This window comes from Flavobacterium amniphilum (assembly GCF_023634845.1).
Classification (GTDB): domain Bacteria; phylum Bacteroidota; class Bacteroidia; order Flavobacteriales; family Flavobacteriaceae; genus Flavobacterium; species Flavobacterium amniphilum.
Genome location: NZ_JAMLJL010000003.1, coordinates 247,447 through 271,674, shown reverse-complemented (window position 1 = coordinate 271,674; position 24,228 = coordinate 247,447). Strand labels below are relative to the sequence as shown.

Here is a 24,228-nt window from a genome sequence, read left to right as displayed (position 1 = left end):
TTTACATCGTTTAACTTTGCAAGTTCCAATTATTCGAAAAAATATGGCAGACGATAAAAAACGCAGAGAAGCTTTACTATACCACGCAAAACCGCAACCCGGTAAAATAAAGGTCGTTCCCACAAAAAAATATGCAACACAAAGGGATTTGTCTTTGGCTTATTCACCAGGGGTTGCTGAGCCTTGTATCGAAATCGCTAAAGATGTCGATAAAGTATATAAGTATACGGCAAAAGGAAATCTTGTGGCGGTAATTTCAAACGGTACTGCAGTTTTGGGCTTGGGTGATATTGGTCCTGAGGCTTCAAAACCGGTAATGGAAGGAAAAGCGTTGTTGTTTAAAATATTTTCAGATATTGATGTTTTTGATATTGAAGTAGATGCAACCGATATCGATAAGTTTGTTGATACAGTTAAGGCAATTGCGCCTACTTTCGGAGGAATCAACCTGGAAGATATCAAAGCACCGGAGTCTTTTGAAATTGAAAGACGTCTGGTGGAAGAGTTGAATATACCCGTAATGCATGATGATCAACATGGGACAGCTATCATTTCTTCAGCAGCTTTATTGAATGCGCTGGAATTAGCCGAAAAGAAAGTTGATGAAATCAAACTGGTGGTTTCCGGTGCGGGATCAGCGGCATTGGCTTGTGCGAATTTATATGTATTGTTAGGAGTAAAGCCTGAAAACGTCATGATGTTTGACGTAGACGGAATGTTAGTAACAAGCAGAAATGATTTGTCAGATCTGCAAAGAAGATATGCTAAAGAAGGAGAGGCAAAAACCTTAGCGGAAGCTTTAGTAGGAGCTGATATGTTCTTAGGGCTTTCAGCAGGAAATATATTAAAACCGGAAATGTTATTGACTATGGCAAACGATCCTATTGTTTTTGCTATGGCAAACCCGGTTCCTGAAATCGATTATAATCTGGCCATTGCAACCCGAGAAGATATTATCATGGCAACGGGCCGTTCTGATTATCCTAATCAGGTAAACAACGTTTTGGGATTCCCTTATATTTTCCGTGGAGCACTAGATGTTAGAGCAACCAAGATTAACGAAGCGATGAAAATGGCTGCCGTTAAAGCTTTGGCCAGTCTGGCTAAACAGTCAGTTCCGGAACAGGTAAATATTGCTTACGGAGAAACAAAATTGAATTTCGGACGTGAATATATTATTCCGAAGCCATTCGACCCGAGGTTGATTGCAGAAGTGGCTCCTGCCGTTGCGAAAGCAGCAATGGAAAGTGGTGTGGCACAAAATCCGATTACCGATTGGGATCGTTATAAAGATGAATTATTAGAACGTTTGGGTTCTGATAACAAAATGGTGCGTTTATTGGCAAACCGTGCAAAAACAGCTCCTAAAAGAGTGGTTTTTGCTGAAGCTGATCATTTGGACGTACTGAAAGCAGCCCAGATTGTTCATGAAGAAGGTATCGGAATCCCGGTATTGTTAGGAAATAAAGAGATTATCCTTGAATTGAAAGAAGAATTGGGATTTGATGCAGAAGTTGAAATTCTGGATCCGAAAACCAAAGAAGAAGATGAGCGCCGTTTGCGTTTCGCTGATACTTATTGGCAGGCACGCCGCCGCCGCGGAATTACATTGCTGGATGCTCAAAAATGGATGCGTGAACGTAATTATTTTGCGGCGATGATGGTAAATGAAGGCGAAGCTGATGCATTGGTGACCGGTTATTCTCGCAGTTATCCTTCGGTAGTTAAACCGATGATGGAATTAATCGGAAAAGCTCCGGGCGTAACCCGTATGGCAGCTGCGAATATGATGATGACGCCTCGCGGGCCTATGTTTCTGTCAGATACAGCGATTAACCCGAATCCTTCGGCTGATGACTTGGCAAAAATTGCTTTGATGACAGCTAAAACGGCCAAATTGTTTGGTCTTGAGCCGGTTATTGCCATGGTTTCATTCTCCAATTTTGGTTCTTCAAAAGATGAAAGTGCGGCTAAAGTACGCGAAGCAGTTGCGTATCTTCATAACTATTATCCGGATATGATTGTGGACGGAGAAATCCAAACCGATTTTGCTTTGAATCCGGATATGCTGAAAAGTAAATTCCCTTTTTCAAAACTTGCAGGTCACAAAGTGAATACATTGGTTTTTCCGAATCTTGAATCGGCCAATATTACCTATAAAATGCTGAAAGAATTGTACAAAGTAGATTCAATCGGTCCAATTATGATGGGTATGGATAAACCGGTACATATTTTCCAGTTGGGAGCCAGCGTTGAAGAGATGGTGAATATGGCAGCAGTAGCAGTTGTCGATGCACAGGAGAAAGAAAAAAGGTATAAAAACGTAAAAAAATAGGCCCGAAACTTAATCGAGAAATCAGGTAGTTGGACTGAAAAATTGACACTAATTAAAGAAAATTAGTATATTTGGAAGTTAACCAAACTAACTATGATTGCGCACATCCAGGGAAAATTAGTTGAGAAATCACCTACAGAAGTTGTAATTGACTGTAACGGAGTTGGTTATCAGTTAAATATTTCCCTACATACCTTTGGGCTATTACCAAATTCAGACCATCTTAAACTCTATACCTGTCTTCTTGTAAAAGAAGATAGCCACACATTATTTGGTTTTGTTGAAAAATCGGAAAGAGAAATTTTTAAATTATTGATTTCTGTTTCGGGTATTGGGGCAAACACGGCCCGTACGATGCTTTCTTCACTGGAACCGAAACAAATTATCAATGCCATTGCATCCGGTGATGTTGCCGTTATTCAATCCATTAAAGGAATTGGGGCAAAAACGGCACAAAGGGCTATCCTTGATTTGAAGGATAAAGTGTTAAAATTGTATGATATTCAGGAAGTTTCGATGTTTCCAAACAATACAAACCGTGATGAAGCGTTATCAGCTTTGGAGGTTTTAGGTTTTGTCAGAAAAGCTTCCGAGAAAGTAGTCGATAAAATCGTAGCAAATTCCCCAGATGCTAATGTTGAAACTATTATAAAACAAGCCTTAAAAAATTTATAATCCTTGAAAAAGCTCATCATCAATCCGGCCAGTTTGTTGCATAATTACAGTAGCTTTTTGCTGCTTTTCTTCGTTTCATTCAGTGGTTTTGCCCAAGAAGAAAGAGATACGGTAAAAGGTTACAATAAAGGGAGTCTGGAATTACCGAATCCTACGAGTATTCTTGAAGCTTATACGTATGATCCCAGTACAGACCGTTATATTTACACTAAGACTTTTGAAGGGTTCAATATTGATTATCCAACTGTTCTGACACCAGAAGAGTATCAGGAATTGGTTGAGAAAGAATCTATTCGGAATTATTTTAAGAAAAAATCAGATGCCGTAAGTGGTAAGAAAGAAGGAAGTAAAGATGCTAAAAAAGATTTGCTTCCGAGGTATTATATTAATTCCAATTTCTTCGAAACTATTTTTGGAAGTAATACTATCGATATTAAGCCAACAGGAACAGTTGAAGTTGATTTGGGGATGCGTTATTCAAAACAGGATAACCCGTCTTTTTCGCCAAGAAACAGAAGTACATTTACATTTGATTTTGACCAACGTATCAGTTTGAGTATGTTGGGTCAGGTTGGTACCAAGTTGAAAGTGAATACGAATTATGATACCGAGTCAACTTTTGCATTCCAGAATTTAATTAAATTAGAATATACTCCAACGGAAGATGATATTTTGAAAAAAATTGAAGTCGGTAACGTGAGTATGCCACTCAACAGTACTTTGATCAGGGGAGCACAGAGTTTATTCGGGGTGAAAACACAATTGCAATTCGGTAAAACGACTGTGACCGGTGTGTTTTCTGAACAAAAATCGCAAACCCGTACCGTAACTTCGCAAGGTGGTGGATTGGTTCAGGAGTTTGATTTGTTTGGTTTGGAGTATGATTCGGACCGCCACTTTTTCCTTTCCCAGTATTTTAGGAACCGATATGATGCAGCACTTAAGCAATACCCTATTATTGATTCCCGTGTTCAAATTACCCGTATGGAAGTTTGGATTACGAACAGACAAAACAGGGTTACTACAGGTGGTGACGGAAATAATCTTAGAAATGTTGTAGCGATACAGGATTTAGGAGAATCACAGTTGAATGGAATTCCTGATAATCGGGTAATCAGTACTGATACACAGTATTATCCGGACTTTTTTGTTAACGCTCCTGACAGTCCTCCGAGCAATAAGAACAACTTAATGGATCCGGCAAGTATAACTTCGGTAGTGGTTGACGCTAATCCGACATTACCTCCTAACAATGGTGTGTTGAATTTTAAAATTAGGGATGTGTCAACTGCAAGTGCCGGTTTCAATATACCAGGTACCCAACAGATTTTTGCTGAAGGTGTTGATTATTCGAAATTGGAAAATGCCAGAAAATTAACGCCTAATGAATATACTTATCATCCACAATTGGGTTATATATCATTAAACCAGCGCTTAACAAACGATGAAGTGTTGGCTGTTGCATATCAGTATACTATTGGAGGAGAGGATTATCAGGTTGGTGAATTTGGAACAGATGGTATAGATGCTACACAAGTTGATGATAATAATATACCATCATCGAGAGCTTTGATTTTGAAATTGTTAAAAGGGAATTTGACAAATGTGAATAAGCCTATCTGGAATTTAATGATGAAAAATGTTTATCAGATTCCCGGAGCTTATCAATTGGATCCAACTGATTTTAAATTTAACATCTTATATACTGATCCATCTCCATTAAATTACATTACACCAGTAGCCGGAACTCCTTTTCCATTAAACCCTACGGTTGAAAATGAAGTTGAAAATACGCCATTGTTAAGAGTGTTTAATTTGGATAGATTGAATCCGACTAATGATCCTCAGATGAGAGGTGACGGTTTCTTTGATTTTATTCCTGGATTGACAGTTGATACCCAAAACGCAAGAATTATTTTCACTACTGTTGAGCCATTTGGTAAATTGCTTTATGATAAATTATATGACCCGAATTTTGCTTCTACTTACGGTGATGAGAATTCATACAACCCGAACCAGAAAAAATATGTTTTTACAAGTCTATATAAATCAACACAGGCACAAGCTTTACAGGATGCCAATAAAAATAAATTTCAATTAAAAGGTAAATTTAAATCATCGGGAGGACAGGGGATTTCGCTGGGTGCAGCTAATGTACCAAGAGGTTCAGTTGTAGTGACAGCCGGAGGACGTGTCTTACAGGAAGGAATTGATTATACCGTAAACTATCAGGCCGGCAGGGTTGAAATTCTGGATCCCTCACTTCAGGCTTCAGGTATACCAATCAATGTTTCAGTAGAAAACAATGCAGTATTCGGGCAGCAAACGAGAAGATTCGTAGGGCTGAATGTTGAACATAAATTTTCAGAAAAGTTTCAGGTTGGGGGAACTGTATTGAATTTATCTGAAAGACCATTTACACAAAAAACAAATTACGGACAGGAATCTGTAAATAATACTATTTTCGGATTGAATGGGAATTATTCAACCGAGGTTCCTTTCTTTACAAGATTGGTGAATAAATTGCCTAATATGGATACAGATGTTCCTTCAAATTTTTCATTCAGAGGTGAAGTAGCTGTTTTGAAACCAAGTACACCAAAAGCAGACCGTTTTGAAGGTGAGTCTACTGTGTATGTCGATGATTTTGAAGGTTCTCAGTCAACAATTGATATGAGATCGCCTTTAGCGTGGTCATTGTCGAGTGTGCCGACCGGCTTTGGAGGACAATATGGGGAAGAGCAATTAGAATATGGTTACAATAGGGCTAAATTCTCCTGGTATACCATCGATCCTATATTTTATACGGCACAACGTCCGGCCGGATTGAGTGATAATGATGTTTCGCGTTATGATACCCGAAGAATTTACAGCAGGGAGTTGTACCCGGTAACTGATGTTGCTCCTGGAGAAACAACCGTGATCAATACGTTGGATATGACTTATTATCCTGCTGAACGTGGGCCTTATAATTATAATCCTAATTCTGTTAATAATGCATTGCCGAATCCCCAGGATAATTTCGGTGGGATTATGCGCCCGATTACATCGACTAATTTTGAGCAGGCGAATGTGGAATATATTCAATTCTGGGTTCAGGATCCTTACTTTGAAACAGGTAGTGCGATCAGTAATACAAATATTGGAAAGCTGACTTTTCATTTGGGGGAGATTTCAGAGGATGTATTGAAAGACAGTAAAAAATTATATGAAAACGGTTTGCCTGTTCCGGGATCAAGCCAGGCAGTTTATGATACAGACTGGGGTAAAGTACCTGCATCGCAATCATTGATTTATGCTTTTGATGCTGATTCGGCTAACAGAAACCGTCAGGATGTTGGTTTTAATGGTTTGAATGATGCGGAAGAAGCAGTTAAACATCCGGATTTTGCAAGTGATTCCGATCCCTCACAGGATAATTATCAATACTTTTTAAGTGCTTCAGGTTCTGTTACTGAGCGATACAAACGTTATAACGGTAACGAAGGAAACTCTCCTGTAGAGGTGACTGATACTAACCGTGGTTCGGTAACAACACCTGATGTTGAGGATATCAACAGAGATAACACCATGAATACCATAGAAGCCTACTATAAATTTACGGTTGATATTAAGCCGGATATGAAAGTTGGTGATTTGTATGTGACTGATGTTAGAGAAGGTGAGGAAACTATGGTTAACGGAACCACTGTGCCAACACGATGGGTTCAGTTTAAAATACCGATTAATGTAAACGGCCCAAGAGAGGGGGGGATTTCCGATTTGCGTTCAATCCGATTCATGAGAATGTTAATGCATGGTTTTACTGATAAGGTAACATTGCGTTTTGGTTCATTGGATCTTGTGAGAGGTGAGTTTAGAAAATATTTAGCTTCATTGCAACCTGTTGTTGATGAAAACCCGGATAATGACTCTACCGGTTTTGATGTTATTGGAGTTAATATTGAAGAGAATACGGAAAGAGCTCCTATCCGTTATGTTATACCGCCAGGGGTTCAACGTGAACAAATGAATAATAACAATGCGGTTATAAATCAAAATGAGCAGTCATTGTCTGTTCGTGTTTATGATAAAGATAATCCGTCTGTGGGGATAAAAGGGCTTGAAGGAGGAGATTCAAGAGGTACTTTTAAAAGTGTAAGTGTAGATATGCGTCAGTATAAAAAACTGAAAATGTTTGTACATGCTGAAGCGCTTTCGAGTGATGTTATTAATAATGATGTTACTGTTTTAGCCCGATTGGCAGATAAGAAGATGTATGGATTTTTACGTTTTGGTAATGACTTTACAAATAACTTCTACCAAGTGGAAATTCCATTAAAAATTACTGAATTTACTGCAGGACAGGCTACAGGTGATGATAATCCTGTGGAAAATCCTTCATTAATTTGGCCTGAAGAGAATGAAATTGATTTGAAATTAAATTTGCTTTCTAAAATTAAGGCAGCGAGTTTAAGAGCAGATCCTACTGATCCGAATTTTGATGAAAATGGTATTTATTATATAGAAGAAGACGGTCTTCGTATCGGTATTAAAGGAAATCCTAATATCGGATTGGTCCGTACAATGATGTTGGGTGTTAAAAACGGTAATCAAAATGAAGGGGAATATATAAGGGGTGAAGTGTGGTTCAATGAGTTGCGTTTGGCAGATATGGATAGTGAGGGAGGTATGGCGGCTATTGCAAGTATGGATACTAATTTTGCAGATTTCATGACAGTTTCAGCGACCGGGCGTATGAGTACAATCGGATTTGGTGGGATTGAACAAAGTCCGAATGAACGAAGCCGTGAAGATGCTTTGGTATATGACGTTGTTACCAATGTTAATTTAGGGAAGTTATTGCCAAAAAAATGGGGAATTAATTTGCCTTTTAATTATGCAGTTGGAGAACAGATTATCACGCCGGAATATGATCCTTTATATCAGGATTTAAAACTAAAAGATGTTTTGAATGCTGCTGAGACCAATGCTGAAAAAGAAGCTATTAAGAGAAGATCAGAAGATTTCACCAAACGTAAAAGCATCAATTTTATTGGGGTTAAAAAAGAGAGAGGAGCTGAGCAGAAACAGCATTTCTATGATCCTGAAAATTTAACGGTGTCCTATTCTTTTAATCAATTGGAGCATAGGGATTTCGAAATTGAGGGTATGCTGGATCAACAGGTAAGGACTTCAGCTGATTATGCTTATACCTTTAAACCAAAAGCAGTTGAGCCTTTCAAGAACACTAAATTCATGAAAAAAAGCACCTACTGGAAAATGCTGAGTGATTTTAATTTCAATTACCTGCCATCAAGTATTAATTTCAGTTCGTCTATTCTGCGTCAGTTTAATAAGCAGGAGTTCAGGGATGTGGATGTTGTAGGTATTGGTCTGGATCCTTTGTACAAGCGTAATTTCTTGTTTAATTATAACTACGGATTTAATTATAATCTGACAAAAGCATTACGTGTGAATTATGCGGCAAATACAGGTAATATTGTACGTAATTATCTTGATGAATTCAATCAACAGGATCCTGATTTCACAATTTGGGATGACTATTGGGATATTGGAACTCCAAATCAACACAACCAGCAGTTAACCGTAAATTATGAATTACCACTTAATAAACTACCGTTTTTGGCTTTCGTAAAGTCTGATTATACGTATTCTGGTGATTATTCCTGGACCCGTGCTTCATTGCAGGCTCAGAGTTTTAATGGGTTTAATTTGGGGAATACTATCCAGAATGCTAATTCACATAAATTGAATACATCATTCAATATGACTACTTTTTATAAGTATATAGGATTGGTGAAAAGATCGGAAAAGGCTAAAAATCCTAAGCCAGTTGCTCCGGTGCCAGCTCCTAAACCGGGTGAAAAAGTTGTCGCAAAACCTAAAGCGAAGGATCCTAAGCCGAATATTTGGCTGGATGGTTTGATTGGTGTGGCTACAAGTATTAAAAATGTTCAGGTCAATTATACGGAAACCAGTGGAACGATGCTTCCGGGTTATTTGCCATCTATTGGTTTCTTGGGTTCATCGAGACCTTCATTAGGATTTGTTTTCGGGTTACAGGATGACGTGCGTTTTGAAGCTGCTAAACGTGGTTGGTTGACCAGTTATCCGGAATTTAATCAAAGTTTTACACAAATCAATAATAAACAAATTACTGGAACGGCAAATTTAGAACCGTTTCCGGATTTGAAAATCGATTTGACTGCTGACAGGACTTTGGCAGAAAATTTCTCAGAGCAGTATGATGCTGTTGGAGGTGTCTATACGCCAAGATCTCCATATAGTTATGGTAATTTCTCTATTTCAACAAATTTAATCCGTACGGCTTTTTCGCAAAGTGATGAGAATTTTTCTGAAGCTTTTGAAGATTTCAGGGAGAATAGATTAAAAATAGCAAATAGACTTGCAGCTGAACATTATGGAGCCAACATTCCAAGGTATGGTGATGTTGCTTTCCCGATTCCTGCTGATCCAAATGATCCTAATTATGCTTTCTATGTTGCAAACCAAGGTTATCCTGTAGGTTATGGAAAAAACAATCAGGCGGTATTGCTTCCTGCTTTCATGGCGGCTTATACTGGGGCAAGTGCATCAGGGGTTTCTTTGAATGCATTTAGAAACTTCCCAATTCCTAATTGGACCATCAAATATACCGGATTGATGCGTTATAAATTCTTTAAAGATAAATTCAAACGTTTTTCAATCCAGCATGGTTATAAAGCGGCTTATACCTTGAATTCTTTCCGCTCTAATTTTGAGTATGATAAGGATCCGGGTGGACAAATGAATGATACTTGGAATTTCTTCAATAAAACAATTATTTCCAATGTGAACTTAACAGAGCAATTCAGTCCGTTAGTCCGTTTGGATTTTGAGATGAAAAATTCCATCAAGATTTTAGCTGAAATGAAAAAAGACAGAACACTTTCATTAAGTTTTGATAATAACTTATTGACAGAAATGAGAGGTGTTGAATATATTATTGGTTTGGGTTACCGCATTAAAGATGTGAAAATCAAATCATCATTGGCGGATAATCCGACTGGAGTTGTAAAGAGTGATATCAATTTGAGAGCCGACGTGTCATACAGAAATAATAAAACTATTGTCCGTAATATTGATTATAATAACAACCAGTTGGGTGGCGGTCAGAATTTAATTTCGGCTAAATTGACTGGTGATTATACATTCAGCAGAAATCTGACGGCTTTGTTTTATTTTGACTATTCCTTCTCGCAGGCAGTAATATCAACATCGTTCCCGTTAACAAATATCCGTTCAGGGTTCACACTGCGATATAATTTTGGAAACTAAGTAAAGAATAACAATAAAAATTAACTTGTGAAATAGTAGCAATATTAATCTATTAATTTTACATTTGTTCGAAATTTAATATACTAAAAAAATGAACATACCAACTAACTTAAAGTACACTAAAGACCACGAATGGGTAAGTATTGAAGGCGATATCGCTACTGTAGGAATCACTGATTTTGCTCAAAAAGAATTAGGAGATATTGTATATGTTGAAGTTGATACGCTGGATCAGACTTTAAGTAAAGATGAAGTTTTCGGGACAGTTGAGGCTGTAAAAACCGTATCGGATTTATTTTTGCCTTTATCAGGGGAAATCGTTGAATTTAATGAAGAATTAGAATCTAGTCCTGAATTGGTGAACAGCGATCCTTATGGTGATGCCTGGATGATTAAAGTTAAAATTTCTGATACTTCAGAATTAGATTCATTACTTTCAAGTGAAGATTATAAAGCGCTTATTGGCGCCTAGTGAAAAATCGCTTTGGATTGCTGTTTTGTGGACGCTTTTAGTTTTTTATCTAAGCTTTAAGACTCCTTCTGAAATTCCAAAATTTGATTTTTTTCTGGCAGACAAACTGATTCATTTCAGTTTTTATTTTGGCTTTGTTTTTTTATGGTACCATTATATGTGTTTTAAAAAAAGAGTCAACTGGAAAGATAAATTGAATTTGGTAATAATTGCTGTCTTTATAGGGGTTCTGATAGAATTCTGTCAGGGTTATTTTACCACAAACAGACAAGCTGATGTATTTGATGCCTTGGCTAATGCAATTGGTAGTTTATGTGGTATTGCCACAGCCAGTCTTTTATTTAAAAAAATCTTTTAATAGAATAATATTCTTAAAAATATATCCCGCTTCGGCGGGATTTTTCTATTTTTATACTCAAATAAATAGGAAAATGGACATCAGACAATATTTAGATTCGACGTATTTAAAAACGGCTGAACAGGCAAACTTGAGTGAAAGCAAAAACAAGGAGATTGTACGTAAAGCTATACAGGAAGCAATCGATGAAGAATTTAAACTGATTATGATACGGCCAGACATGGTGAAGATGGCCAAAGAAATGATTTCAAATGCCAATTCAAGAGTATTGATAGGTACTGTTATTGACTTTCCGGAAGGAAAATCAGAATTGGATGAAAAATTAGCTGAAGCACAACAGGCTATTAAGAATCACGCAGATGAGCTGGATTATGTTATCAATTACGAGGCTTTCAAAAGAGGTGAAATCCATCAGGTGAAAGAAGAAGTTATTTCATGTACCCGATTGGGATTGATTAATCACAAAGTCGTGAAATTCATAATTGAAGTGGCGGCTTTAACTGATGACCAGATTATCCAATTGTCTTCCCTTATTAAAAATACCATTGTTGCTAATTTTGAAGAAAAAGACTATCATAACGTTTTTGTAAAATCTTCCACCGGATTTTACGTTACTAAAGAAGGAAAGCCAAACGGGGCTACTGTCCCAACCATTACTTTAATGCTTGAAAACTCTAATCCGCTTCCGGTTAAAGCTGCCGGAGGAGTTCGTACATTGGATGAAGCATTGGAAATGATTCGTTTGGGTGTAAAAAGAATCGGAACATCTTCTGCAAAAACGATCGCTGACGGAAATGTTTCCACTGAAAACTATTAATCAATGAAAAAACTCTTTTTTCTGCTGTTTTTAATGGCGCAATATACCTTCGGTCAAGTTAGTAATTCTGAAAAATTTCCTGTTTTTCCTGCTTGTCAGAATACTTTGGATAAAGATCTTGAGAATTGTTTTTATAATCAGATTCAGGATTTTGTATACAGTAATTTTCAAATTCCGGATGTAGTCAAACAAAAGGAATATAAAGGAAAAGTAATTGTGCTTTTTGAGGTTGATTCTACCGGAACTTTTAAAGTGCAATATGTAGATGCCGTTTATCCGCAATTAGCCGAAGAATCGAAACGGGTGTTTGGAGCTTTGCCAAAAATTGAACCAGCCACATATAATGGTAAGCCTACCTATACAAAATACACCATGCATATCGCCATTCCGTTACAAAGTGCGGCTGATTTGGCAAATGAAAAGGACAAACTTTATGGTTCAAACCATGATGCAGTTTTGTTAAAAGGTGAGAGTGATGAATTTGAAAATGTGGAAAATAATTACCGGAAGTTTTCAAATCCACATCTATCAAGTAATCTGAATATTCCTTTTTCACATAGTTTTTATTCGCAGTTTGATGATGAAATGAATCAGGTTGGGACAAATAGCCATACCGGATCCAAGCCGTTTACATATGCAGAAGTTTCCAAATACTATGATTTGAATGAGGCTTATAAAAAACTGGAGTTGAATAAGGCAAGTTGGCTGGGTAGAAAAATTTTTAATGAAAATTTAGTGGCCATTCAAGGGAAGGATTATTGGTTTACGATGAATCCTGTTTTGGACTTAAGAATGGGTAAAGCAGATCCAAGTACTGAAAATTATACGTTTGTGAACACCCGCGCCATTCAGATTCAAGGAGGTTTGGGCAGTCAATTCAATTTTACGGCCAGTATTTTTGAAAGTCAGGGTGTTTTCGCAGATTATTACAATCGCTATGCAATTTCTATACAACCATCAGGAGGAAATCCGGCGATTATTCCTGGAATAGGAATTGCAAAAAAATTCAAGGATACAAATTTCGATTTTCCTTCTGCTGATGCCAATATTACTTACGCCCCAAGTAAATTTTTTAACCTTCAATTAGGGTATAGCCGAAACTTCATCGGTGATGGTTACCGTTCTCTTTTACAGGGTGATGGTGCCAGTCCGTATCCTTTTTTCAAAATCAATACTACTTTTTGGAAAATTAAATATACCAATACGTATATGTGGCTAAAAGATGTAAGACCTACGGATGTAGTGTTGGAGACAAAAACGTATTCCACAAAATTTATGGCAAATCATTATTTGAGTTGGAATGTTTCCAAAAAATGGAACCTTGGTTTTTTTGAATCGGTGGTTTGGGCCAATACAAATGACAGGGGTTTTGATATGAGTTTTGTAAATCCGGTTATTTTCTTCCGTTCAGTGGAATTCAGTTCTTCTTCCAAGAGTGGAAATGCAGTTTTGGGACTTACAACCAAGTTAAAATGGAATAATTCGGTTAATTTTTACGGACAATTCCTGCTTGATGAATTCGCTTTGGGCGATATGAAGTCGGGTGAAAAAAGTTGGAGAAACAAATATGGTTACCAGATCGGAGCAAAATATTACAATGCATTTGGTGTGTCAAGCCTTCTTCTTCAGGCCGAATATAACCGTGTAAGACCTTATACGTATGCGCATAGTAATCCTTTGACTAATTATGGGCATAATAACCAGAGTATGGGACATAATTGGGGTTCAAATTTTAACGAATTAACCGGAATTGCCCGTTATACAAGAGGGCGTTTGTTTGCAAATGCGCAGGTTAGTGTTGGTGTCCGTGGTTTTGATTTTGATACTGTGGGTGATGATCTTAATTATGGATCAAATATCTATAAGGACTATGATGATGACAGGGCTTTTGAAAAAGGAGTGGAAATAGGACAGGGAAATAAAACTAAAATGTTTATCGCCGATTTTCAGGCGGGTTATTTGGTAAATCCGCATACGAATCTGAAGGTCTTTGGAAATATCATGTACAGAAGTATGTCCCCGGAAGTCGATACAGTAGCTATTTTTAAAGAAAACACAACCTGGTTCAGTGTTGGATTGAGAGCGGATGTGTTTAACTGGTATTTTGATTATTAAAATATGAAGGTTTTATTATTATCGTCTTTGTTTGTTTTGCTGATTGGAAATTACGACCAGACAAAAGCTGAATTCAAACAGTTAAAAGAGACGTGTAGAAAAGAATATCAGGCTGGTTCTGATAAAAATCAAATGATTAAAAAAGCCGGCAGGAGATTTTTGGATGAGTTTACGGTAAAAATATTGCCCGAATGGTACACAACACCATGGACTTTTACAGGTCATACCGAAAAGCCGAAACAAGGAAGTGTTGCCTGTGGTTATTTTGTTTCAACAACACTGAGAGATGCCGGTTTTAATCTGAATCGTTATAAATTGGCGCAAATGGCTCCGCTTGATGAGGCGAAAATAATTGCCTGTGGAGATTCGGTTAAAGTTTACAATAATTTTGATAAGGCTAAATTTAGCGCCGAAATGCTTAAATATGAAGATGGTCTGTATTTTGTTGGTTTGGATTTTCATGTTGGTTTCATTCTCAAATCTTCCGGGCAAATTTATTTTATCCATTCAAATTATATCGGAAAAGCAGGAGTGATGAAAGAGGATATTCAAGCTTCGAAAGCGATTCAAAGTGAATCATATTATGTTTGCTCAATTTCAGGTAATAAAAATCTGATGAAAAAATGGATTTTGAACGAAAAAATAAATTATTAGGCCGAAATCAATGGCTGGTGATAATTAATGATAATCCTTTTTTAATTAATAGCGTCTAAATTTGATTTTTAACATCGCTTCTTCCTATCTTTGCACCGATTTTTAAAACAATTGCCTTGAGCACTTCACAACAGTCATTTACTCTAAAATCTGTATTTGTTGATTTCAAAGAAATTACCAAAGCAGGACTTGCCATTAGTGTTGTCTTTTCATCTATTGCGGGCTATTTGTTAGGTGTTGATCAATTTGGTTTCCATGAAATAAAGATATTGATCATGTTGGCATTGGGAGGTTACTGCATGGTGGGAGCTTCGAATGCTTACAATCAGATTATTGAAAAAGACCTTGATTCGTTGATGGACCGGACTAAAAATCGTCCCATCCCTTCCGGAAGAATGTCTTCTAAAACAGCTTTTATTATTGCGACTGTTTTGACGCTTGCGGGTATCGTAATTCTTTACAATATTAATGAGAAGTCGGCTATGTTTGGTGCGATTTCCATCTTTTTATATACAAGCGTGTATACGCCTTTAAAAACTAAGACGCCATTAGCTGTTTTCGTGGGAGCATTTCCTGGGGCCATTCCTTTTATGTTGGGATGGGTTGCAGCTACGGGAGAATTCGGAATTGAGGCGGGTACATTGTTTTTGATTCAGTTTTTCTGGCAATTTCCACATTTTTGGGCAATTGGTTGGTTTTTATATGACGATTATAAAAAAGGTGGGTTTTTTATGTTGCCGACCGGTAATCGTGACAAAGCTACTGCCATGCAGGTGATATTGTATACTTTATGGTTGGTTGTGGCTTCTGTTTTGCCAACTTTTGGATATACGGGTCAATTATATCTGACAACAGTTTCAACGGTTGTTGTGTTGTTGATGGGATTGTGGATGTTGTATTATGCCATGCGTTTGTATAAACTTCAAACTGATAAAGCAGCTAAAAGTCTGATGTTAGTGAGTGTTTCGTATATTTCATTGCTTCAGTTGGTGTATATTTTAGATAAATTTTTGAGATAATTATGGAAATGATAATTGAGGAAGAGAAAATAAAAAAAGAAAGATCGGCTAAATTACTTTTGTATTTTGCGATTGTAAGTATGTTTATGATGTTTGCCGGTTTGACTAGCGCTTATTTGGTGAGTTCTTCAAGAAAAGACTGGAATCATGAAATGCATTTGCCGCCGGCATTTACAATTAGTACCATCGTTATTTTTATCAGTAGCTTTGCGATTCAGTTTGCTGTCCGTTCAATGAAAAACGGAAACCGTGAAAGAACGACTTTGTTATTGCTGACTACTTTGGTATTGGGTGTGATTTTTATTTTCTTTCAATTCCAAGGCTTTGATGAATTAGTGGCGCAAAGGTTTTTCTTTACCGGTAGTGAGAGTTCAATTACAGCTACTTTTCTGTATATATTGACTGTTTTGCATATGGTTCATTTGTTTGCAGGTATAATTTCACTTTTAATCATAATTTATAATCATTATAAACAAAAATATAACGCTTCGCAAACCCTTGGTATAGAGCTTGGTGCGATTTTTTGGCATTTTCTCGATATTTTGTGGATATTATTGTTTTTGTTTTTATATTTCGTGTAAAAAGAAAAAAACGTAAATTTGACAACTTTTTAAAATTATTTCTATGGCAACGACAGTTACTACAAGTACTGAAGGTAAAGTTTGGGGCGGAGGAAACGAACCAATGGGAGTTAGCTACGGTAAAATGATGATGTGGTTTTTCATCGTTTCAGATGCTTTGACTTTCTCTGGATTTCTTGCTGCTTATGGTTTCTCAAGATTTAAATTTATTGAAACTTGGCCGCTGGCCGATGAAGTTTTCACGCACTTCCCGTTTATGCATGGTTATCCTGCACCAATGTATTATGTTGCGTTAATGACTTTTATCCTTATTTTCTCGTCTGTAACCATGGTATTGGCTGTGGATGCAGGACACCAGATGAATAAGAAAAAAGTTACTTTGTACATGTTTTTAACGATTATCGGAGGTTTAATCTTCGTTGGTTCACAGGCATGGGAGTGGAAAAACTTTATCAAGGGTGAGCATGGTGCTGTTGAAACACACGGAGGTTCATTGTTGCAGTTTGTGAAAGTTGATAAGACACAGCCTTCAGGTTATGCAAGGGTGAGTTTATCTGAATTTGCTTCAACTACACCTGAAGAAAGAGTACAGGATACACGTAGTAAAGGATTATGGTTCACTGATGAGCCTACTTTGCCGTCTGTTTCTGTAAATCAAGTAGTTGAAGGTTTTAAATCACACGAGGAAATTTTAGTTCGTTCTGAAAAAGTTAACGCTGAAAAACATAAAATTGTTTTATCCCGTGAAGAGTCTTTAAAATTAGTGGAAAGCGCTAAATATGTAGTTGAGGGAGCTAACTTAAAGCGTAATGAATACGGAAACAGATTGTTTGCTGATTTCTTCTTCTTTATTACAGGTTTCCACGGTTTCCACGTATTTTCAGGAGTTGTAATCAATATTATCATTTTCTTGAATGTGTTATTGGGAACTTATGAAAGAAGAGGAAGCTACGAAATGGTAGAAAAAGTTGGTTTATACTGGCACTTTGTAGATTTAGTGTGGGTATTCGTATTTACATTCTTCTATTTAGTGTAATTTAAAAGTTAAAAGTATTATGGGACACGCACACGAATCAAACGTTGGTAGAATCTGGAAAGTTTTCGGAATTTTATCACTTATCACTATAGTTGAAGTAGCTTTGGGTATTTATAAACCACACAGCTTACACTTTACAAATTTATTGGGAATGAATTTACTTAACTGGATCTTCATCATCCTGACTGTTGCAAAAGCTTACGGAATTATGTGGGCTTTCATGCACCTTGAAGGTGAAGTGGCAACACTTCGCTGGTCAATTGTGGGGCCGCTGGTATTTTTGATTATCTATTTGGTTTTTATTTTATTGGTTGAAGCTGACTACATTTATGAGATTTTTAAAAATTCAACAATTAAGTGGAATTTTTAACAACATATTAATTCAAATTAAATCCCGATTCGTCGGGATTTTTTTATTTTTGTACTCTCAAAAACTTTCTTTTCTGATGCAGAAAAAAATTATCTTACTTACGTTATTAGCATTACCAATAGTAATCTATTTAATATTTGCTTCGGCAACCCACAACCAACTTTTTTTGCCTACCATATCTAAAAACAATCTTGAATTGCCACAATGGAAAAGCCTTGACGGAAAGCCAGTGCAATTAAAAAATAAGATTACGGTTTTAGGATTTATCGGAAGCGATATTAAGAAACATCAGGGGAATGTATTCAATCTGAATCAGAAGATATATGATAAGTATGTTGGTTTTAAAGATTTTCAGGTGGTTTTAGTTGCTAAAGAAGGAAGTGAAGCCAAGGTTAAGGAGCTAATGGAAAAATTGGCCGGATTTACCGAAAATATGACCAGTTACCGAATTGTATTTGCAAAACCGGCTGAAATAGAGACATATTATGATTCTTTTGGTTTGGAAGAAAAACTTGATGCTGATCTAAGTACGTCCCAAGTGATTATCCTAGATAAGGATAAAAACCATAGAGGAAGAAAAGGAAAGAATAAAGCAGGAAAAGAAGAATACCGCGAAGGCTATAATACCACGTCGGCTGCTGATTTACATAATGAGATGACGGATGATGTCAAAATATTGCTGCGCGAATACAGATTGGCTCTAAAGAGAAACAAAACAAAAGAGGATTTCCGTTTACACGAAAAGAAATAAACATGAAAAATAAATCATACATAGGATTGTCATTGGTGATTTTGGTTTTCGGAATCATTTTCATTCCGAAAATTGTATCCAGAATCAAAAATAATGATGTAGTAAAAGGTGATCGTTTGAATAGGATCGAAGCTGACGGTTCGGTTAAAAGTGATTTACATACAATAGGGAAAGCTCCGCAATTCAGTTTGACCAATCAAAAAGGTCAAACAATTACCAATGAATCTTATAAAGGTAAAGTGTATGTGTTGGAATTTTTCTTTTCAACTTGCCCTACGATTTGTCCAATTATGAACAAGAACATGAAGTTCGTTCAGGAAAGTTTTGCTTCCAATGCTAATTTCGGGATAGCATCAATTACCATTAATCCTGAAACTGATACGCCTGAAGCTTTAAAAAAGCATGCTGAAGATATTGGTGCAGTCGGAATGAACTGGAATTTTCTGACAGGTGACCAGAAAAAGATATACGAAATTGCCCAAAAAGGATTCAATATGTATGTTGGCCAAAATAAAAAAGTAGCTGGAGGATTCGAGCATTCGGGACTTTTTGCTTTAATCGACAAAGAAGGGAATATACGATGTCGTAAGGATAATTTTGGAAACCCTATTGTATACTATGACGGATTACAGGAAGAAGGAATTAAACAAATTAAACAAGATATTTCAAAATTATTAGCAGAATAATGGAAAACAATACAGAAAAAAAATACAACGTTTGGATTACTATATTGTCAATTGCCATACCTTTAGTGGTAGCGCTTTTATTTAAAGTGAAGCTGAAGGATTTTGGTTTTGATGTGAAACCATTATCATTTTTGCCTCCGATTTACGCAACTATCAACGGAATTACAGCTGTTGTGCTGGTTTGGGCAGTTATGGCAATCAAAGGTGGGAACAGAAAACTGCATGAAAGACTTATGAAGGTGGCGATTGGATTGTCGGTAGCGTTCCTTGGGATGTATGTTGCGTATCACATGACTGCTGAAGCTACAAAATATGGTGGAGAAGGAATCTTAAAGGCTGTTTATTTCTTTATTTTGATTACACATATCACCTTGTCAATTGTTATTATTCCAATGGTTTTGGTGACGTATGTACGGGCTTTGGCTCAGCGTTTTGATAAGCACAAAAAATTAGCTAAAATTACCTTCCCGATTTGGTTGTACGTTGCGGTTACAGGAGTTATAGTATACTTAATGATTTCGCCATATTATGCCCACTAAAGCTAAAAATATTGTTTTTACAATTGTTGTTTTCCTGATTTTTTCAGCTTCGAATGCACAATGCGCCATGTGCAGGGCTTCATTGGAAAGCTCTGGTGACACTGGACAGGGAGAAGCGGTTAATGATGGAATTGTTTATCTGATGGCGATTCCTTACATCATTGTTGCTGTTTTAGGTTATGTGATTTACAGAATGTACAGGAATAAAAAAGCCTGATTACATTCCGTTAATATTAACTTTTATACTTCCTGTGATGTTCAGAAAGGCAACAATTGAAGTATTGGTTAGTTGTACTTTTTCAAAAACAATATCATTCATTTTGCCATTCACAAATACACCGGGCATCGGAGAATAGTTGTTCAGATATTTCAGCATGTTTTTCTTTCCTTCTTCTAAATTGGGTTGAATTGAATAGCGGCAGCTTTCTTTTAGTTTTAATAAAATCATACTTTGAAAAAGCCAGTTGGCCGATTTCATTAATTTGCTTTTGGTTTCAAGTGCGTAATCCAAATCGTCAAAATACAGTTCTTTGGTGTCTGGGTTGTATTGTGGAAAACCGGCAAGATAAATTCTTCCGTTGATACTTCCGGTCATATCCAAGGCGATTATCATTTTAGATCTTTTGTGCCAGATTTCAACGTTTTGCACGGTTATTTTCCTTTTCCCGGAAGAAAAGACCTTTCCTTTGAAATTTTCATTCATGATGCGTGATGCTTCCTGGTAAGTGGAAACCGCAGTAATATTGGCTACGACCCTGTCCGGTAAATTAGCAATTGGCTTCAAAGTCATTTTACTCTTGTCATAGGCAGGTTTGGGTTTTTGGCCAATGAATGATTCCATCAGGCATTTCAGTCCAACATTCATATTTACGGCATTCTTTTCGAGTTTGGCTTCAGTGGCATAAAGTTCCTGAGGGGTTACTTTCAGCCAGGTGTGGTAAGTTGAACTCATCTCGACGGGTTCGGCTACTTTTTGCATCATCTCAAGAATATTGGATTTGAAATCGAGTGTTTTGCCCATCGATTCGTCGATCATCCGCTCGATTTTTGACCTGAAAATCCTGATGGTGGGATTGATAAGATAGGTGATTTTCATTTCTCTTCCGGCAATACTTACCGTCGGACTTTCATTCCATTGAATGTCCTGTAGTTCGGTTTGTGTAGTGACCTTCCAATTAGTCATTTTGATATCACTGAGCAAGGTAACGGTTCCGTTTAAATTAAACTCCCTGACATCGTATAAATTTAGACCTAATGCCGATGTACCGTATTTGACTTTTGCCCAAATTTTCAAGGGAACTATGGTTTTGAGGCGTTCGCCTTCCTGTGAAATTAAAATAGGAGCATTCTTCCAGATTTTTACTTCGGTATCGTCATCATCAAGAATGGTGTCATTGTATATCAATCCGTTCAGGGCTTTGTTGGTTTGCTTTTCAATGTCTTTAACTGTCAGGTTAATCGGAAAGCTCACATAGGACGAAGTAACCGGATATTTGATGGGCGGTGCGTCATCAGGTTCGGGTTTCATGAGTTCTATTTTTTGGGTCGTTGAACAGCTTGTGTTAAATAATCCCATTATAATGAAGCTTATAGCGATTAAAATTCTTTTCATAATTGCGAGTTGGTCAGCAAATGTATAATTATTTTGAAAAAATATTCGGATGAAATTGTAACAAAATGATAATGTGATAGTCTTATGGATTATAAGATAAATTTGTAAGAGTTGTCATCAAACTTTCAATAAAAAATGATAAAAAAGCCAAAGAATATAATTGCCTTAACATTCTTATTCACTTCGGTCATCGGTTTTGGACAATCCAAAAAATGGACATTGGAAGAATGTGTTAATCACGCCATTCAGCATAATATTTCGATTAAGCAGTCAGAATTGGATAAACAAACCTCTGAGATAGGTAAGAAAGATGCATTTGGGAATTTTTTGCCGGCCATCAACGGGCAGGTTTCACATTCATGGAATATGGGTCTGAGTAATGACCCTCTTTCAGGTGTAAAAACAAACCAGACAACCGAATCTTCTTCTGCAGGGTTAAGTGCATCGGTTGATATTTATAAAGGGATGCGAAACTTGAATCAGATGAGAAAGGCTAAAATGTCAATTATAGCTTCCCAATATCAGTTGACTAAAATGCAAGAAGATATTTCATTGAATGTTGTGAATGCATATCTGCAAATCCTTTTCAATAAAGAGAATTTGAAGGTACAACAGCAACAATTGCAGTATGATACCAAACAAATGGAACGTACTAAAGAATTAGTAGATGCAGGAGTTATACCCAAAGGTGATTTAATGGATGTTAATGCTACTGTTGCAACAGATAACCAACGGTTGATAGCGGCTGAAAACGCTTTGTTGATTTCTAAATTGAGTTTGGCTCAATTACTTCAGTTAGAGAATTTTCAGGATTTTGATGTAGTGGAAGAAAATGTTGAAGCTGCCTTGAGTAAAGTGTTGTTAGAAGATCCGAAAGCAATATTCAGTAAAGCTAAGGAAACCAGAACTGAATTGAAATTGGCCGAAACAAACCTGAAGATTGCTGAAAAAGATATTCAAATTGCAAAAGGGTCATATCAACCCACTTTGACAGGTTCGTATAGTATTGGGACCAGTGTTTTGCATAGAAATACACTCATTGATTCAAATTTGATTCCTTCTTTTTCAAATCAGGTTGGAGACAACAAAGGACAAACAGTTGCTCTGCAATTGAGTATTCCTATTTTAAATGGGTTCTCAACACGTAACAATGTTTCCAGATCTAAAATTGCTTTAGAACGATCTAAAATTGCATTGGAACAGTCTGAGTTGGATCTGGAGAGAACAGTTTATACGGCTTACACGGATACCAAAGGGGCGCAAAAATCCTATGAAGCAGCGGTGACAACATTGGAAGCACGTGAGAATTCAATGAATTACGCTAAGGAGCGTTATGAGGTGGGATTGATGAATATTTTTGATTTCAATCAGGCACAAACCTTATATGTGAATGCACAATCAGAGGTGCTGAGAACAAAATACGATTATATTTTCAGAACTAAGATATTAGAATTCTATTTCGGAATTCCGATCATTAAAAATAAATAGTATGACTAACAAAACTAAATATCTTTTATTCGGTGGTGTGGCTTTACTTATTGTCGGAGGTATCACTTTAAAGAAAAGCGGTGCTTTGGGAGAGAATAAAGAAGGAACCGAAGTCGAAATCGCTAAAGTGGAACAGCGTACAGTAATTGAAACTGTATCGGCTACCGGAAAAATCCAACCTGAGATAGAGGTGAAGATTTCTTCTGAAGTGTCAGGTGAAATTATTGCTTTGCCCGTAAAAGAAGGGCAAATTGTGAAAAAAGGAGACTTGTTGGTTCGCGTTAATCCGGAATTGTATGTGTCTGGATTAAATCGTTCCGTATCTGGGCTTTCTAATACAAAAGCAGGATTAAGTCAGGCTGATGCGCAATTCAAAGAAGCTAAAGCGAGTTACGAGCGTAATAAAAAGTTGTTCGAAAAAGGAATTGTATCGCGCTCAGAGTGGGAGAAGGCTGTTGCAGCTTATGAAGGTGCGCAGGCAGCTAAAGAGGCGGCATATTATAATGTACAGAGTGCTTCGGCGACAGTAAATGAGTCAAAAGAAAACTTAGGGAAAACATCAATTTATGCACCGGTCGACGGTACAATTTCCAGATTGGATGTTGAACTGGGTGAAAGAGTTTTGGGAACACAACAAATGACAGGTACCGAAATGATGCGTGTTGCCAACTTAAACAATATGGAAGTTGAAGTTGATGTAAACGAAAATGATATTGTAAAAGTTGAAATTGGTGATGAGGCTAAAGTTGAAGTAGATGCTTATTTAAAGAAAGAATTCAAAGGTGTTGTGACCAGTATTTCAAATTCGGCAAGCACAGCTTTATCTGCTGATCAGGTGACAAATTTTAAAGTAAAAATCCGTATCCTTAAGGAATCTTATGCAGATTTGTTGCAGGGTAAGCCGTCAAATTATTCTCCTTTCCGTCCGGGTATGACGGCAACTGTTGATATTATTACGACAACTAAAGCTGATGTGATTGCGGTTCCTATCAGTTCAGTGGTGATGCGTACTGATACGACAGCCAGTCGTAAAGCTTATTTGGATGAATCAAATGATGATGAAACTGAGAGCGGTGAGCTAGTGGAAGATGTTAAGCCTAAAAATGAAAAACGCCACGAATGTGTTTTTGTAAAATCAGGTGATAAAGTTAAACTGCGTATTGTTCAAACGGGTATTCAGGACGATACATACATTGAAATTATTTCAGGGTTGAAGAAAGGGGAGACCATAGTGACAGGGCCTTATACGGTTGTGTCAAAAGACTTGAATCCTGGCGATAAAGTCATTGTAAAGACAAAAGCAGAACTTGAAGCAGAACGTAAGAAAGCTAAAAAAGATAGTTAAGATTTAATTGATTAATTCTTGGAAAAGCTCGGACTTATTAATAGTCCGGGCTTTT

Annotated in this window: 19 protein-coding genes; 18 read left to right on the top strand and 1 reads right to left on the bottom strand. The window is 36.9% G+C overall.

Going from position 1 to position 24,228, the window contains the following annotated elements; all coding sequences use genetic code 11:
• Window positions 1–43: 43 nt before the first annotated feature.
• The 16 genes from NAT51_RS04945 (at window position 44) to NAT51_RS04870 (ending at window position 19,945) form a co-directional block, all read left to right on the top strand.
• Window positions 44–2,335 carry an NADP-dependent malic enzyme gene (locus tag NAT51_RS04945; RefSeq protein ID WP_250595943.1) on the top strand — a complete coding sequence of 764 codons (2,292 nt, stop codon included), beginning with the start codon at window positions 44–46 and terminating at the stop codon, window positions 2,333–2,335.
• A gap of 93 nt (window positions 2,336–2,428) precedes the next feature.
• Window positions 2,429–3,010: a Holliday junction branch migration protein RuvA gene (ruvA, locus tag NAT51_RS04940; RefSeq protein WP_250595941.1), complete on the top strand. Its 582-nt coding sequence runs from the start codon at window positions 2,429–2,431 to the stop codon at window positions 3,008–3,010.
• A 36-nt stretch (window positions 3,011–3,046) separates the two neighbouring features.
• Window positions 3,047–10,330: a T9SS outer membrane translocon Sov/SprA gene (sov, locus tag NAT51_RS04935; RefSeq protein ID WP_449536214.1), complete on the top strand. Its 7,284-nt coding sequence runs from the start codon at window positions 3,047–3,049 to the stop codon at window positions 10,328–10,330.
• Between the two features lie 91 nt (window positions 10,331–10,421).
• Window positions 10,422–10,802, top strand: a complete 381-nt coding sequence (gene gcvH, locus NAT51_RS04930; protein WP_250595934.1) for a glycine cleavage system protein GcvH — start codon at window positions 10,422–10,424, stop codon at window positions 10,800–10,802.
• Window positions 10,771–11,160 (top strand): VanZ family protein, encoded by a 390-nt coding sequence (locus tag NAT51_RS04925; protein WP_250595932.1) that lies wholly within the window; start codon window positions 10,771–10,773, stop codon window positions 11,158–11,160. The genes gcvH and NAT51_RS04925 overlap by 32 nt, the downstream gene beginning before the upstream one ends.
• Window positions 11,161–11,233: 73 nt before the next feature.
• On the top strand, window positions 11,234–11,977 hold the full coding sequence (deoC, locus tag NAT51_RS04920; RefSeq protein WP_250595930.1) for a deoxyribose-phosphate aldolase: 744 nt from the start codon (window positions 11,234–11,236) through the stop codon (window positions 11,975–11,977).
• Window positions 11,978–11,980: 3 nt separating this feature from the next.
• Window positions 11,981–14,092, top strand: coding sequence for an energy transducer TonB (locus tag NAT51_RS04915; RefSeq protein ID WP_250595928.1), 2,112 nt, complete (start codon window positions 11,981–11,983; stop codon window positions 14,090–14,092).
• A 3-nt stretch (window positions 14,093–14,095) separates the two neighbouring features.
• Complete coding sequence (locus NAT51_RS04910) at window positions 14,096–14,746, top strand: hypothetical protein (protein WP_250595926.1); 651 nt, start codon at window positions 14,096–14,098, stop codon at window positions 14,744–14,746.
• A gap of 116 nt (window positions 14,747–14,862) precedes the next feature.
• Window positions 14,863–15,765: a heme o synthase gene (gene cyoE, locus NAT51_RS04905; protein WP_250595924.1), complete on the top strand. Its 903-nt coding sequence runs from the start codon at window positions 14,863–14,865 to the stop codon at window positions 15,763–15,765.
• 2 nt (window positions 15,766–15,767) lie between these two features.
• Entirely contained in the window at window positions 15,768–16,346 is a 579-nt protein-coding gene (locus tag NAT51_RS04900) for a cytochrome c oxidase subunit 3 (RefSeq protein WP_250595922.1), read from the top strand.
• 43 nt (window positions 16,347–16,389) lie between these two features.
• Complete coding sequence (locus tag NAT51_RS04895) at window positions 16,390–17,382, top strand: cytochrome c oxidase subunit 3 (protein ID WP_250595921.1); 993 nt, start codon at window positions 16,390–16,392, stop codon at window positions 17,380–17,382.
• Between the two features lie 19 nt (window positions 17,383–17,401).
• A complete protein-coding gene (locus NAT51_RS04890) occupies window positions 17,402–17,752 on the top strand; it encodes a cytochrome C oxidase subunit IV family protein (protein WP_250595919.1) in 351 nt (116 codons plus the stop codon).
• Window positions 17,753–17,828: 76 nt separating this feature from the next.
• Window positions 17,829–18,503 carry a hypothetical protein gene (locus NAT51_RS04885; RefSeq protein ID WP_250595916.1) on the top strand — a complete coding sequence of 225 codons (675 nt, stop codon included), beginning with the start codon at window positions 17,829–17,831 and terminating at the stop codon, window positions 18,501–18,503.
• 2 nt (window positions 18,504–18,505) lie between these two features.
• Window positions 18,506–19,189 (top strand): SCO family protein, encoded by a 684-nt coding sequence (locus NAT51_RS04880; protein WP_250595914.1) that lies wholly within the window; start codon window positions 18,506–18,508, stop codon window positions 19,187–19,189.
• The gene (locus tag NAT51_RS04875; RefSeq protein WP_250595912.1) at window positions 19,189–19,728 is read left to right on the top strand and encodes a DUF420 domain-containing protein; all 540 of its coding nucleotides are present in this window, start codon (window positions 19,189–19,191) and stop codon (window positions 19,726–19,728) included. Before NAT51_RS04880 ends, NAT51_RS04875 begins: the two co-directional genes overlap by 1 nt.
• Window positions 19,718–19,945 carry a hypothetical protein gene (locus NAT51_RS04870; RefSeq protein WP_250595910.1) on the top strand — a complete coding sequence of 76 codons (228 nt, stop codon included), beginning with the start codon at window positions 19,718–19,720 and terminating at the stop codon, window positions 19,943–19,945. The genes NAT51_RS04875 and NAT51_RS04870 overlap by 11 nt, the downstream gene beginning before the upstream one ends.
• Here NAT51_RS04870 and NAT51_RS04865 read toward each other — a convergent pair whose 3' ends face one another.
• A complete protein-coding gene (locus NAT51_RS04865; RefSeq protein ID WP_250595908.1) occupies window positions 19,946–21,340 on the bottom strand; it encodes a DUF4403 family protein in 1,395 nt (464 codons plus the stop codon).
• 135 nt (window positions 21,341–21,475) lie between these two features.
• On the opposite strand from NAT51_RS04865, the gene NAT51_RS04860 reads away from it, so the two are divergent.
• Window positions 21,476–22,828 carry a TolC family protein gene (locus tag NAT51_RS04860; protein ID WP_250595906.1) on the top strand — a complete coding sequence of 451 codons (1,353 nt, stop codon included), beginning with the start codon at window positions 21,476–21,478 and terminating at the stop codon, window positions 22,826–22,828.
• Between the two features lies 1 nt (window position 22,829).
• Window positions 22,830–24,173, top strand: coding sequence for an efflux RND transporter periplasmic adaptor subunit (locus NAT51_RS04855; protein WP_250595904.1), 1,344 nt, complete (start codon window positions 22,830–22,832; stop codon window positions 24,171–24,173).
• The last annotated feature ends 55 nt before the right edge of the window (window positions 24,174–24,228 follow it).

Bases quoted from the DNA above. Each gene is read 5' to 3' on its own strand.
- NAT51_RS04860 (WP_250595906.1), top strand. From the start codon at position 21,476: ATGATAAAAAAGCCAAAGAATATAATTGCCTTAACATTCTTATTCACT.
- NAT51_RS04945 (WP_250595943.1), top strand. From the start codon at position 44: ATGGCAGACGATAAAAAACGCAGAGAAGCTTTACTATACCACGCAAAA.
- gcvH (WP_250595934.1), top strand. From the start codon at position 10,422: ATGAACATACCAACTAACTTAAAGTACACTAAAGACCACGAATGGGTA.
- NAT51_RS04875 (WP_250595912.1), top strand. From the start codon at position 19,189: ATGGAAAACAATACAGAAAAAAAATACAACGTTTGGATTACTATATTG.
- NAT51_RS04870 (WP_250595910.1), top strand. From the start codon at position 19,718: ATGCCCACTAAAGCTAAAAATATTGTTTTTACAATTGTTGTTTTCCTG.
- NAT51_RS04890 (WP_250595919.1), top strand. From the start codon at position 17,402: ATGGGACACGCACACGAATCAAACGTTGGTAGAATCTGGAAAGTTTTC.
- NAT51_RS04900 (WP_250595922.1), top strand. From the start codon at position 15,768: ATGGAAATGATAATTGAGGAAGAGAAAATAAAAAAAGAAAGATCGGCT.
- NAT51_RS04865 (WP_250595908.1), bottom strand. From the start codon at position 21,340: ATGAAAAGAATTTTAATCGCTATAAGCTTCATTATAATGGGATTATTT.
- NAT51_RS04910 (WP_250595926.1), top strand. From the start codon at position 14,096: ATGAAGGTTTTATTATTATCGTCTTTGTTTGTTTTGCTGATTGGAAAT.
- NAT51_RS04885 (WP_250595916.1), top strand. From the start codon at position 17,829: ATGCAGAAAAAAATTATCTTACTTACGTTATTAGCATTACCAATAGTA.
- NAT51_RS04880 (WP_250595914.1), top strand. From the start codon at position 18,506: ATGAAAAATAAATCATACATAGGATTGTCATTGGTGATTTTGGTTTTC.
- deoC (WP_250595930.1), top strand. From the start codon at position 11,234: ATGGACATCAGACAATATTTAGATTCGACGTATTTAAAAACGGCTGAA.
- ruvA (WP_250595941.1), top strand. From the start codon at position 2,429: ATGATTGCGCACATCCAGGGAAAATTAGTTGAGAAATCACCTACAGAA.
- NAT51_RS04855 (WP_250595904.1), top strand. From the start codon at position 22,830: ATGACTAACAAAACTAAATATCTTTTATTCGGTGGTGTGGCTTTACTT.
- NAT51_RS04915 (WP_250595928.1), top strand. From the start codon at position 11,981: ATGAAAAAACTCTTTTTTCTGCTGTTTTTAATGGCGCAATATACCTTC.
- NAT51_RS04895 (WP_250595921.1), top strand. From the start codon at position 16,390: ATGGCAACGACAGTTACTACAAGTACTGAAGGTAAAGTTTGGGGCGGA.